At 63.4% G+C, this 12,509-nt stretch carries 8 protein-coding genes; 2 read left to right on the plus strand and 6 right to left on the minus strand.

Annotated elements, in window-relative coordinates:
* Positions 1 to 3: 3 nt before the first annotated feature.
* From BN1079_RS02935 to xthA, 6 genes are all read right to left on the minus strand, one after another.
* Positions 4 to 948, minus strand: coding sequence for a carbohydrate ABC transporter permease (locus BN1079_RS02935; protein WP_037022177.1), 945 nt, complete (start codon positions 946 to 948; stop codon positions 4 to 6).
* A 65-nt stretch (positions 949 to 1,013) separates the two neighbouring features.
* The gene (locus tag BN1079_RS02940; protein ID WP_037022178.1) at positions 1,014 to 2,321 is read right to left on the minus strand and encodes an ABC transporter substrate-binding protein; all 1,308 of its coding nucleotides are present in this window, start codon (positions 2,319 to 2,321) and stop codon (positions 1,014 to 1,016) included.
* 277 nt (positions 2,322 to 2,598) lie between these two features.
* Complete coding sequence (locus BN1079_RS02945) at positions 2,599 to 3,504, minus strand: AraC family transcriptional regulator (protein WP_037022180.1); 906 nt, start codon at positions 3,502 to 3,504, stop codon at positions 2,599 to 2,601.
* An 81-nt stretch (positions 3,505 to 3,585) separates the two neighbouring features.
* Positions 3,586 to 4,533, minus strand: coding sequence for a carbohydrate kinase family protein (locus tag BN1079_RS02950; RefSeq protein WP_037022181.1), 948 nt, complete (start codon positions 4,531 to 4,533; stop codon positions 3,586 to 3,588).
* A gap of 120 nt (positions 4,534 to 4,653) precedes the next feature.
* Positions 4,654 to 6,024, minus strand: a complete 1,371-nt coding sequence (locus BN1079_RS02955) for a substrate-binding domain-containing protein (RefSeq protein ID WP_081950796.1) — start codon at positions 6,022 to 6,024, stop codon at positions 4,654 to 4,656.
* 72 nt (positions 6,025 to 6,096) lie between these two features.
* A complete protein-coding gene (gene xthA, locus BN1079_RS02960; protein ID WP_037022183.1) occupies positions 6,097 to 6,909 on the minus strand; it encodes an exodeoxyribonuclease III in 813 nt (270 codons plus the stop codon).
* 190 nt (positions 6,910 to 7,099) lie between these two features.
* Here xthA and BN1079_RS02965 point away from each other — a divergent pair, with 190 nt between their 5' ends.
* Both BN1079_RS02965 and BN1079_RS02970 read left to right on the plus strand, forming a co-directional pair.
* Positions 7,100 to 8,812, plus strand: a complete 1,713-nt coding sequence (locus BN1079_RS02965; protein WP_139053069.1) for an autotransporter assembly complex protein TamA — start codon at positions 7,100 to 7,102, stop codon at positions 8,810 to 8,812.
* Complete coding sequence (locus BN1079_RS02970; protein ID WP_052114414.1) at positions 8,809 to 12,498, plus strand: translocation/assembly module TamB domain-containing protein; 3,690 nt, start codon at positions 8,809 to 8,811, stop codon at positions 12,496 to 12,498. Before BN1079_RS02965 ends, BN1079_RS02970 begins: the two co-directional genes overlap by 4 nt.
* Positions 12,499 to 12,509 lie beyond the last annotated feature (11 nt).

Raw genomic sequence — 12,509 nt, forward strand, 5'->3', positions numbered from 1 at the left:
TCCTCAGTATTTTTCGGTGAGATTCTTGCCGAGCATCCGCACCAGGATGATCGCCGCGATATTGGCGATGACCACCGCGATCAGGCCGCCCGCCGAAGCCATGCCGACGTCGAACTGCAGCAGCGCCTGGGTGTAGATCAGGTAGGCGAGGTTGGTAGAGGCGTAGCCGGGCCCCCCGCTGGTTGTGGTGAAGATTTCCGCGAAGATCGAGAGCAGGAAAATGGTTTCGATCATCACTACCACGGCGATCGGGCGTGCCAGGTGCGGTAGGGTCAGATGCCAGAAGATGGCGATGGGGCCGGCACCATCCAGGCGCGCTGCTTCCTTCTGTTCCTGATCCAGCGACTGCATGGCGGTCATCAGGATGAGGATGGCGAACGGCAGCCACTGCCAGGACACGATGACCACGATGGATGCCAGCGGATGCTGGGCCAGCCAATCCACCGGTTGCGCGCCGAAGAACTTCCAGACCGCGGCGAGGATGCCCGAGACCGGGTGGTAGAGCAGGTTCTTCCAGACCAGCGCGCTGGCGGTCGGCATGATGAAGAAAGGCGAGATCAGCAGGACCCGGACGATGCCGCGCCCGGCGAAATCCGCTGCTTCCAGTAAGGCGGAGATCAGCACGCCCAGTACCACGCTGATCAGCAGCACGCTGCCCACCAGGATCAGGGTATTGGTCATGCCCGGCAGGAAGCCGGCGTCGGTCAGGAAATAGTGAAAATTCTCCAGCCCGACGAAGTCGTTCTCGCCCGGATAGAGCAGGTTGTAGCGGATGACCGAGAAGTACACCGTCATCGAAAGGGGGACCAGCATCCACAGCAGCAATAGCGCGACGGAGGGGCTGACGAGGAACCAGCTGGGGCCGAGCCGCCGACGGGGGCGTGGGTCCGCTGAACTGCTGCTACGAGTGTCGGATGCCTTGGGCAGGGCGGTGCTCGTGGTGTTCATGAGGATTCTCCTGACAGGGCCCTGGCGAGCCCTGTCTGGCGGAAACGGCAGAGAAGGCTCTACGCCTACTTGGGATAACCGGCGCGTTTCATCTCACGGGCGGTCGACTGCTGCACGGCGGTGAGCATCTGTTCCACCGGCATCTGTCCGGTGAGCGCAGCCGCGAACATCTTGCCAACCTGGGTGCCGATGGCCTGGAACTCGGGGATGGTCACCAGCTGGATGCCCACGTAGGGAACCGGTTTGGCCGAGGGAGAAGCCGGATCGGCCTGCTTCAGCGACTCCAGGGTGATCTCGGCAAAGGGTGCGGCGGCCATGTATTCGGCGCTGTAGGTCGATTCGCGGGTGCCCGGCGGTACGTTGGCGACGCCGTCGGTCTCTGCCACCAGCTTGGCGTAGTCCTTGGAGGTCGCCCAGGTGGTGAATGTTTTGGCCGCCTCCTGCTTCTTGGATGTGCTGGGAATCGCCAGAGCCCAGGAGTAGAGCCAGGCCGAGCCCTTGTCGGTGTCCTGCTGCGGGGCGAAGGTGAAGCCGACCTTGTCGGCCACCTTGCTTTGCGAGGTATCGGTGACGAAGGAGCCGGCCACCGTGGCATCGACCCACATGGCGCACTTGCCGGTGTTGAACAGCGCCAGGTTTTCATTGAAGCCATTGCTGGAGGCCCCGGGCGGGCCGTACTTGCTCAGCAGGTCGACGTAGAAGTTCGCCGCCCGGGTCCACTCGGGGCCGTTGAATTCGGGCTGCCATTGTTCGTCGAACCAGCGTGCCCCGAAGGCATTGGCGACGGTGGTGACCAGTGCCATGTTCTCGCCCCAGCCGGCCTTGCCGCGCAGGCACATGCCGTACTGGTCCTGATCCGGCCTGTGCAGCTTCTCGGCGAATTCGGCCATCTGGGTCCAGGTCGGGTGTTCCGGCATCTGCAGGCCGGCCTGCTCGAAAAGGTCGGTGCGGTAGTAGGTCATCGAGCTTTCGGCGTAGAAGGGCAGCGCGTAGAGGGTGCCGTCCACCGAGAGGCCCTCGCGCACCGAGGGAAACACGTCATCGAGGTCGTAGTCGGCGGGCAGGTCGGTCATGGGGGCCAGCCAGCCCTTGTCGCCCCACAGCGAGGCCTCGTACATGCCGATGGTTAGCACGTCGAACTGGCCGCCCTGGGTGGCGATGTCGGTGGTCAGCCGCTGGCGCAGCACGTTCTCTTCGAGTACCACCCAGTTGAGGTCGATCTCGGGATTGTTCTTCTCGAAGGTCTGGGAGAGGCGCTGCATGCGGATCATGTCCGCGTTGTTGACGGTGGCGATGGTGAGGGTTTCGGCGGCAAAGGCAAGGTTTGTCAGGGCAATGCAGGTGGTACCGAGCAGTAGTTTGCTGACTTTCATCTTGAACTCCTTACCGTCCGCAGAAGGACGGAAGCTCTTTATTGTTATTGCCCGCGTACTGCCGTACGGACTGTGGCTGGCATTACACAGCTAGCGCTGACCCCCGGACAAAGCCCTTAGCGCACCGTGACTGATACTTTTCTGCACTTTCAAGCCAAGGGCTTTGACCCGGCGACGGTTGATCGCCAGGGCCAATTCGCCGTTGCCAGAGGGAGTTGGATGGATGCTGCAGCCAAGAGCGGGATGGAGGCGGCGTTTGCACGTAGGGCGAGGCCGATCAGCGGGCGAGATTCTGTTCGGTCAGGCGCTGTTCGACCAGATAGCGGTAACGGGATGGCGTCATGCCCTTGAGCTGCTGGAAGCGCCGATTGAAGTTGGACAGGTTGTTGAAACCGGATTCGAAGCAGATGTCGGTTACCGGTTTCTGGTTGTCCAGCAGCAGCTCGCAGGATTTGCTGATCCGCAGGCTGTTGACGAATTCGACGTAGCAGCGCCCGGTTGCGCGTTTGAAGAACCGCGAGAAGTAGGTGGGTTTCATCCCTAGGTGAGCGGCCACTTCTTCCAGCGGCAGTTCGCGCATGTAGTGCTTGAAGATGTAGTCGACGGCCAGGTTGGTGCGATCGCTGTGGTTGTCATCGCCCAGCTGCGAGGAGGTCGCGCCTGACAGCAGCTGGTAGTCGTCACACTCGGCGAGCAACTCCAGCATGATAAAGAAATAGCCAAGCCGGGTGGCGCCACGGGTTTCGGCGATCCTGTGCATCAGCCGGCTGGCCTCGTCGAGGGTGCTGGCGCCGCGAAACTCGATACCGTATTGGGCGCGCTCAAGCATCGGGGCCAGATGGCGCAGCTCGGAAAAAACCGTGTTGCCGGCTTCGAGCAGTTCATCGGTGAAGTTCACCAGCATGTCGCGCTTTTCCACCACTTCGCCGTCTTCAATCTGGCTGATCCAGTTGTGTGGCAGATGGGGGCCGGTAAGGAACAGGCTGCCAGGGCCGAAGTTGCCCACGTAATCACCAATGAACACCTTGCCCGAGCTGGCGATGATCAGGTGCAGCTCGTATTCCTTGTGGTTGTGCCAACGCACCAGCGGGCAAGGAAAGCCGTGTTGCCGATAGATCAGAGAGTTGCCGTGGTGGTCATCCATCAGCTCGTAGGAAGGATCGGTAATCTTCAGCCCTTTCATTGCACGCCACATCGCCCCAATGGTGAATCGGGCCGTTGCCGTTTGGCAGATGAATAAAGGGCCCTGGAGCCTTTATAGACTCTAAGTCGCGTTTGGCCAGTCGATTTCGTATCGGAAGGGCAGGTCGGGGCCGATTCGTGAGCAGGTGATGGACGCTGCCCGCACAGCAAAATCAAGCAGCGCCTGGAGCTGTTCGCGCTGCAATCGGGCCAGGTCGGTTGCAGTCAGGGCATGCTGCTCATAGAGGTAACTGAGCAGCGCGGCCTGAAAGGTGTCTCCAGCGCCGACGGTGTCGCGCACAACCGTGGGCCTTGCCGCCGCGTGTAGCTGGCCGTGGCGCCGGCTGAAAAGGTACGCGCCCTGGCTGCCACGTGTCAGCACCACCAGTTCACAACGATCTTTCAGCCAGCTTATGGCAATGCGCTCAGGCGCCTCGCCGGGGTAGAGCAGCTCAAGGTCCTCGTCGCTGACCTTGATCAGATGCGCGTGCCTGGCAAAGGCTTCGATGCGCTCTCTCCAGCGCACCAGGTCGGGTTCGACATTGAGGCGTACGTTGGGGTCCAGGGAGATCAGGCGCTGCTGGCTCTGCGCGGTTACCAGCCTGAGCAGCGTATCGGCGATTGGCGGCACGACCAGGCTGTAGGAGCCGACGTGAATGGCGTGGACATCGTCCCCGAGCGCCTGCAAGTGTGCATCCTGCATCAACCGATCGGCGCAGCCTTCGCCTCGAAAGCTGTAGCACGGCGAGCCATCGGCAGCGAGCGCAACCATGGCCAGGGTGGTGGGTGCGTCGAATGTCACCAGATACCCGTCGCGCACACCTTCATCGCTGAGGATCTGGCGCAAGCGCTCACCGAAGCTGTCGCTGGAGATTCCGCCGAGCAAGGCCGCCGGCACGCCCAGGCGTGACAGGCCTACCGCAACATTGAAGGGCGAGCCGCCGGCAACTGCTTCGAGCATAAGGCGGTTGCCCGTGCCATTCGGAGCCGTAAACACATCGAACAAGGCTTCGCCGCAGATCAGGTACATAGGCAATGACTACTGTTGTTGTTTGAGCCGAGCTTAGTATTCGCTCGGCTCTACGGACAGTACGCAGCGCCTGCGGGACTGATACGTTTTTGCGCCGGGTCCGCTTTGGCAAGCGGCCTGCTAGTGAACCCAGACCTCCACGCGTTGGTTCTTCAAGCGTCCGCTGCCCTCGTTGGAGGCTACCGGAAGCTCGTCGCCCATCCCGAGAATTTCCCTGACCAGAATGCCGCCGCGAGCCAGTTCGCTACGCACCGCCATGGCGCGCAACTTGGACAGCAGCGCGGTTCGGGCCGGGTCGATTCGGGGGTCGCCGAAACCCACCAGCGTCGCGGCGCTCATGCGCTTTTCGTTGGCGTTGAGGTAAGCGACAAGCCGCTCGATATCGCGCTGGGCCTTGTTGTCGAGGCGGGCGCTGCCCTGATCGAAACGGAAGTTCACCGTCAGCCGTTGTGCCTCCCTGGCGAGCTGCCGATACGCCGGCGGCATGTCTGGTGTAACGGCCATGTTTATTGCCCGGATGGACTGCGCCACATAGCCCGATTGCTCGACGATGGCCTGGCCGGAAGGGCTGTGGGCGAATTGTAGAAAGTCGCGCGTCCATTGAGATTGCCGGCTGGGATGGGCGTAAAGAAATAGCCGCCGCGACAGCGGGTAGTCTTCGGTGGCTACCGAGGCGTGGCTGGGCAGCATCGGCAGTGATTCGCCATCGACAATCGCCAGCGCCCTGGCATTGCCGATGGAGGCAAGGCCGACGAAGCCGATGGCACCGGGGCTCAGGCTGACTGCGCTGGAAAGCTGATCGTTGGATTCGTAGCGAGCCGCAGCCGAGGAAAGCGCCTTGCCATGGCTGCCAAGCACAAGCTCCTTGAAGGTGTCATAGGTGCCGGATTGGTCGTCGCGGGCATGCACTCGCACGGGAAGGGGGGCACCGCCCAGCTCCCGCCAGTTGGTGATTTCGCCGGCGAATAGCCGCGCAATCTGTTCGACGCTGAGCGACTGGATGGGGTTTTGCGGGTGAACGATGATCGCCAGACCATCGATGGCGATGATCTGCTCGGCTTCGGCGCTGCGTAGATCGCCCAGTGCCGTCAGGCTATCGACCTCGCTCTGTTTGATCGGGCGCGACGCGGCGGCGAGATCGGCAGTGCCGTCCTTGAGGCCGGCAAAACCGGTGCCGGTGCCGTGGGCCGCGATCAATGCATGGAAGGTGCGCCCGGCGGCATTGGTGCCGATCACGTGCTGCTCATTCTCACGCTCGGCCGCGACGATGCGTACCGACTTCAAGCCACGTGCCTCGAACAGCCCGGCCACCAGCATGGGTGCGAGCTTCGCGCCGACCGTATTGGAACCCTGGATGCGCAGTACTTCGCTGCTTTTGGCAACCGGCGCTTCGTGTGTGCCGACAGCCCATGACTGGGCGCTCAAACCCCCGAACACGCAAAGGTAAAGCGCCAGTCTGCCGATCCCTTGCAGCCATCCGAAAAGCCCCATCTGGACACTCCCTCGCTAAAGACGCGGGGAGCTTAGAAGGGGCAGGTTACGGTCGTGTGACAGCGGCTTGGATCAGCGCAACTCGATCCAGACCGGGCAGTGATCCGAAGGCTTTTCCATCGCGCGGATGTCGTAGTCGACACCGGCGTCGATGACTCGCTGATGCAGGCTGTCGGTGGTCAGTATGTAGTCGATGCGCAGCCCGCGCCGTGGGTCGTCCTCGAAGCCGCGGCTGCGGTAGTCGAACCAGCTGAAGCGATCGGTCACTTCCGGGTGCAGGGAGCGGAAGCTGTCCTGCAGGCCCCAGCCCTTGAGGCGCGCCAGCCACTCGCGTTCTTCCGGCAAAAAGCTGCACTTGCCGGTGCGCAGCCAGCGCTTGGCGTTGACCTCGCCAATGCCGATATCGCAATCCTCGGGCGAGATATTGAAGTCGCCCATGATCGCCACCGCCTGATCCGGGGAGAAACGCTCCTCCAGCAGCGCCTGCAGGTCGGCGTAGAACTTGGTCTTGGCTGGAAACTTCACCGGATGGTCGCGGCTTTCGCCCTGGGGAAAATAGCCGTTCATGACGGTCACCGGCTGGCCGTTGGCATCGGCGAAGCGGCCCCAGATAAAGCGCTTCTGCGAGTCTTCACCGTCACCGGGAAAGCCCTTGTGGATTTCCAGCGGCGCCTGGCGCGACAGCAGGGCGACACCGTAATGACCTTTCTGGCCGTGGTAATGCACGTGGTAGCCGAGTGCTTCGGTCTCTGCCAGGGGGAACTGCTCGTCGGAGACCTTGGTTTCCTGCAGGCCGATGACATCCGGCTGATGCTTTTCGATGATCGCCGCCAGCTGGTGAGGTCTTGCCCGCAATCCATTGATATTGAAAGAAACAAGCTTCATCAGTGGCACTCCGGAAAAAGCGTGATTCTAACAGCCATCCTGCGCAGAATTTCCCTACCTTGCCGGTGGTCCAACCGGCGGATGTCTGCAGCCAATCCTCCCCGGTGCCTGTCTGACTTTTTACATCGTTTTGTCCTGCCAGGATCGGGTTGATGCCGTGCTAGCATTCCGCGCCATGCGTATCTCTTTCATGGGCCGATTCGTAACGGCCGGCCTTGCCCTGCTTGTCACATCATCCGTCTTCGCCGCGCGGCTGGAAGTCAATATCGAACCTTCCAGCCGCGCGCTGCGCGAGAACGTGGAAAACCACATCGGTGATCTGGGCGATCGAGACGAGCGCGAACTGCTGCGCTACAGCCGCATCGCCCAGCAGCAGGCGGAAAAGGCCTTGCAGGCGCTGGGTTATTACAACGCGACGATCGAAAGTGAGGTGCTGGGTGGCGAGGAACCGAGCCTGGTATTGCGCATCGTCCGTGGCGAGCCGGTGCGCCTGCGCGATGTCTCGGTGCGGGTGGACGGGCCGGCGGCGCAGTTGAGCGCCTTCGAAGTGCCGCGCAGTACCCTCAAACCCGGCGACGTCCTCCATCATGGCCGCTATGAAGAGGTCAAGCAGCGCATCCTCAATCAGGCCTCACGCTTCGGTTTCTTTGATGGCCGCTTTGCGTACCAGCGCCTGGTCATCGATCCGCTAGAGAATTTCGCCGATGTCGAGCTGGTGTTCGACAGTGGTCCTCGCTATCTGCTGGGCGAGGTCAGTTTCCAGGGCGATTCTCCCTTCGATCCCGATCTGCTGGCGCGCATGGTGCCGTTCGATCCCGGCACCCCCTACGATTCAGAGCGCGTTGCGGAACTCAACCAGGCGATGCAGGCCAGCGGCTACTTCGAAGGCGTGCGCGTCGACGCCAATCCGGCCAATGCCGAGCAACAGCGCATCCCCGTGGTGGTGCAGCTGGCTACCCGCGACCCCCGTACCCTCGGGTTGGGGCTGGGCTTTTCCACCGACGTCGGGCCACGCATGCGGTTTGACTTCAACCGGCATTGGGTCAATCCCCAGGGCCACAGCTACGGCCTTGAGAGCGAGCTGTCAGCGCCCCGGCAGAACGTCGGTCTCTGGTACGACGTGCCGCTGGACCCACCGCTCACCGACAAGCTGCGCCTCGCTGGCGGTTACCAATATGAAGAGCTGGGCGACAACGACAGCCTCAGCCGGCTGCTGACGGTAGGGCCCGAATGGCACCGCAAACTGCCCAACGGCTGGCAGCGGGTCTGGTCGCTGAAGTGGCGCCATGAGCAATACAACCTGGGCGACGACACGGGCTTGAGCAACCTGCTGATGCCGGGCATCGCCTACAGCTTTCTACGCAGCGACAACCGCATCGACCCCAGCCAGGGTTACCGCCTTGAGTTCGAGCTGAGTGCGGCCAAGGATGGGGTCTTTTCCGATGCCGACCTGATCCATGCCAACGCGATGCTCAAGGGCCTGACGACCCTGTTCGACCGTCATCGCTTCCTCGGCCGCGTGCAGCTTGGCGGCAACTGGACCAACGAATACACCAACGTGCCGCCGTCATTGCGGTACTTCGCCGGTGGCGACCAGAGCGTGCGCGGCTACGACTACCAGAGCCTGTCGCCAACCAACTCGGATGGTGATCGCATCGGCGGGCGTTATCAGTTCGCCGTCAGTGCTGAGTACCAGTACGAAATCATCGAGAAATGGCGCGTGGCGACCTTCTACGACCAGGGTAACTCCTTCAACTCGCTGGATTTCCCCACGCTCAAGAGCAGCGTCGGTTTGGGTGTGCGCTGGGTGTCGCCGGTTGGGCCGATTCGCGTTGACCTGGCCCACCCCCTGGACGGAGAAGGCGGCGTGCGCCTGCACTTTTCCATGGGGCCTGAGCTATGAGACGAGGGCTGCGCATTCTTTCCTGGTCGCTGGGGCTGCCGCTGGCACTGGTGCTGCTGGTGGTCCTGGCGCTGGGCGTACTGTTGGGCACCAGTGCCGGTGGCCGCTGGGTGTTGGGGCAGGTTCCAGGGTTGCAGGTGGAGCAGTTCCAGGGGCGGCTGGCCGGCCGCTGGGAGGCGGAAAGGCTGCTCTGGGAACAGGATGGCAATCGCGTGGAGGTGAGCGCGCCCCGGCTGGCCTGGTCGCCTAGCTGTCTGCTGCGTCGGACGCTCTGCATTAAAGAACTTCAGGCCGGCAAGATCGACCTGATCTTTCCACCTGGCGACGAACCGGCCGCCAGCGAGCCGTTCAGCCTGGCGGATATCCAGCTGCCGTTGGAGTTGCGCATCGAGCGGGTCGAGGTAGGCCAGGTGCGGCTCAATGGGCTGGAGCAGCTGCAAAGCCTGCAACTGCGTGCCGATTGGCGTCGTGAGGGCCTGACGATCAGGACGCTGGGCCTGCGTCGCGAAGATCTTGCGCTGAATCTCGCCGGGCGCCTGCGCACCGATGGCGACTGGCCGCTGGAGCTGCGCGGCGATGCAGCGCTGCAGCTGCCCGAAATGCCGGCCTGGACCCTCAAGCTCGCGGTCGATGGCGAACTGCGCGAGCACCTGTTGCTGGCCGTGCAGAGCAAGGGCTATCTGAACGGCACCCTTGATGGCCGGGTGCGCCCGCTTGAGCCCGATCTGCCGGCCACCCTGCGACTGGCGCTGAAAGACTTCAAAGCCATTCCGGACCTGCCTGAGGCGCTGCTTCTCGAGCATTTGGAGCTGGGCGCCGAGGGCAATCTGAAGGATGGCTACCGGCTCGCTGGCGACGGCAATCTGAAAGGCGAGGGCGGATCGGTGGCCCTGATGTTGGAGGCACTGCTCGACGCGGAGCAGGCGAGCGTTCAGTCACTGCAGCTGGATGCCGGCGATGCCCAGCTGATCGAGCTGCAGGGGCAGCTGGGTTGGAGTGAGGGAGTGCGTGGCGAAGCGCAGCTGGCCTGGCGCGACTTCCCCTGGCGCCGGCTTTACCCGGATGCCGAGGAGCCACCAGTGGCGCTGCGCCGGATGGATGCGCTGCTGCAGTATGACGACGGCAGCTACCTGGGCCACTTCGACGCGGCACTGAGCGGGCCGGCGGGGGATTTCAGTCTGCGCAGCCCTGTCAGCGGTGACTTGGAAGTCGTCCACCTGCCGCAACTGGAGCTTACGGCAGGCCAGGGCCAGGCCAGCGGCAACCTCAGCGTAGGGTTCGCCGATGGCATCGACTGGAACACGACCCTGGCGCTGCGCGAATTCGACCCGTCCTATTGGGTCGCAGAACTGCCCGGCCGGCTTGGCGGAAGTCTGACCAGCCGAGGGGCTTTGCGCGATGAGGCGTTGCAGGCCCAGGCGCAGCTGGATCTGAACGGTACCCTCCGGCGCCAGCCTTTGCAGCTGCAACTACAGTCCAGTGGTGAGAATGCCGTCTGGGATGTGCCACAAGTGGAGCTGCGCCTGGGGGATAACCGCATCCACGGCAACGGCCGCTGGGCCGAAACGCTAAGCGCCGACCTGCAGCTGAATCTCTCGCGGTTGGCGCAGCTCTGGCCGGGGCTGCAAGGCCAGCTGACCGGCAGCCTGGCGCTGAGCGGCACGCCCCAGGCTCCACAAGGCACACTCGTACTGGATGGCAGCAGGATCGCATTTAAGGACAACCGGCTGGCACGTCTGGATCTGAACGCAGCGCTTGCCGAGGGCCAGCGTGGCCAGCTGCGCCTGAGCGCTGCCGGGCTGGAAGCGGGGGATACCCGACTGGGCAACTTGCAGCTGACCGGCGAAGGGACGCAACAAGCCCATCAGGCCAACTTGCAGCTTGAAGGCGGATTGCTCGATCTGGCGCTGGCCGCCGACGGCGGGCTGCGCGGCGAAGACTGGCGCGGGCGGCTCAGTCGCCTGCGTCTACAGGTCGAAGGCCAGGATTGGGCGCTGCGCGAGCCGGCCAGCCTGGAACGCCTGGCCAATGGGACTTTCACCCTCGGTGCGCATTGTCTTGCCAGCGGCCCGGCAACGCTCTGTGCCGACAGTCAGCGGCTACAGCCCGACCCCCAACTGCGCTATCGCCTGCGCGACTTTCCTCTGGAGTCGCTGGCAGGTTATCTGCCCGACAACCTGCGCTGGCTGGGTGAGGTGAATGCCGATATCTCGCTGGACCTGCCCGCCGCCGGCCCCAGCGGCAATGTTCGTCTGGACGCCGGCCCCGGCACGCTGGCGCTGCGCGAAGGCGAGGACTGGTTCGAGTTTCCCTACAGCACCCTGGCGCTGAACAGCCAGCTGTCGCCGCAACGCATCGACAGCCGTGTGCAGTTCGAAGGCGGTGAGCTCGGTGCGCTGGAGTTGCGCCTGGCCATCGACCCCAGCAGCGCAGCCAAGGAAATCGAAGGTGATTTCCGCCTGAGCGCGCTCGATCTTTCCGTGGCGCGCCCCTTCGTGACCATGGTTGATCGGCTCGAAGGCCAGCTCAACGGCAGCGGTGAGCTTTCCGGTTCGCTGCAACAGCCTTGGGTGCGTGGCGAATTGCGTCTGGAAGGCGGCGAGATTGCCGGGAGCGAGTTGCCGGTCAGCTTCGAGCAATTGCAGCTGCGGGCCTTGATCGAGGGCGAAAGCGTGCGCCTGGATGGCCAGTGGCACAGCGGCGAAGAAGGCCGAGGAGAAATTGCCGGCACACTGGACTGGCACAGCACGCCTGATCTGGACGTCGCTGTGCGCGGCAGCCGGCTGCCGCTGATCGTCGAACCCTATGCCGAGCTGGAATTCGAGCCCGATCTGCGCCTGCAGCTGGCCGGCGACAAGCTGGCTGTGCGTGGCAAGCTTAACGTGCCGCGCGGGGAAATCGTCGTGCGTGAGCTACCGCCATCCACGGTCACGGTGAGCAGCGACGCGCAGATCATCGGCGAGGAAGCTGAAGCGACACAGCCGCCATTGGCCGTGCATATGGACATCGACGTCGAAGTCGGCCAGGACCGCCTGCGCTTTTCCGGTTTCGGCCTCACTGCCGATCTGGCGGGGCATCTGCATATCGGTGACAACCTCGACGCCCGTGGCGAGCTCAACCTCAACAATGGTCGTTACCGGGCCTACGGCCAGCGCCTGGCCATCCGCCGTGCGCAACTGCTGTTCACCGGCGTACTCAGCCAGCCGTTCCTGAATATCGAGGCTATTCGTCGTATCGAGGCCGATAACGTCACCGCCGGCATACGCGTCACCGGCAGTACCGAACAGCCGCGTATCGATGTCTTCGCCGAGCCGGCGATGAGCCAGGAGCAGGCGCTGGCCTATCTGGTGCTGGGCCGTCCGCTGGGTGCTGACAGCGGCGACAACAACATGCTGGCGCAGGCAGCGCTGGGGCTGGGCCTGATGGGCAGTGCCTCGATCACCGGCAACGTCGCGCAGCAACTCGGCATCCAGGATTTTCAGCTTGATACCGAAGGCAGCGGCGCCGATACCAGCGTTGTGGCCAGCGGCCGCCTGACAGACCGCCTGACGCTGCGCTACGGCGTTGGCGTGTTCGAGCCGGCCAATACCGTCGCGCTGCGTTATCGACTCACCCGGCGGATCTTCCTCGAAGCCGCCAGCGGGCTGGCCAGCTCGCTGGATATCTTCTACCGGCGCAATTTCTGATTGAAAGGGCT

The sequence above is a fragment of the Pseudomonas saudiphocaensis genome, assembly GCF_000756775.1.
Classification (GTDB): Bacteria; Pseudomonadota; Gammaproteobacteria; order Pseudomonadales; family Pseudomonadaceae; genus Stutzerimonas; species Stutzerimonas saudiphocaensis.

What these genes read in the sequence shown, in the direction of transcription:
- BN1079_RS02970 (WP_052114414.1), top strand. Translation starts at nt 8,809, where the DNA reads ATGAGACGAGGGCTGCGCATTCTTTCCTGGTCGCTGGGGCTGCCGCTG.
- BN1079_RS02965 (WP_139053069.1), top strand. Translation starts at nt 7,100, where the DNA reads ATGGGCCGATTCGTAACGGCCGGCCTTGCCCTGCTTGTCACATCATCC.
- BN1079_RS02945 (WP_037022180.1), bottom strand. Translation starts at nt 3,504, where the DNA reads ATGAAAGGGCTGAAGATTACCGATCCTTCCTACGAGCTGATGGATGAC.
- BN1079_RS02950 (WP_037022181.1), bottom strand. Translation starts at nt 4,533, where the DNA reads ATGTACCTGATCTGCGGCGAAGCCTTGTTCGATGTGTTTACGGCTCCG.
- BN1079_RS02935 (WP_037022177.1), bottom strand. Translation starts at nt 948, where the DNA reads ATGAACACCACGAGCACCGCCCTGCCCAAGGCATCCGACACTCGTAGC.
- BN1079_RS02940 (WP_037022178.1), bottom strand. Translation starts at nt 2,321, where the DNA reads ATGAAAGTCAGCAAACTACTGCTCGGTACCACCTGCATTGCCCTGACA.
- BN1079_RS02955 (WP_081950796.1), bottom strand. Translation starts at nt 6,024, where the DNA reads ATGGGGCTTTTCGGATGGCTGCAAGGGATCGGCAGACTGGCGCTTTAC.
- xthA (WP_037022183.1), bottom strand. Translation starts at nt 6,909, where the DNA reads ATGAAGCTTGTTTCTTTCAATATCAATGGATTGCGGGCAAGACCTCAC.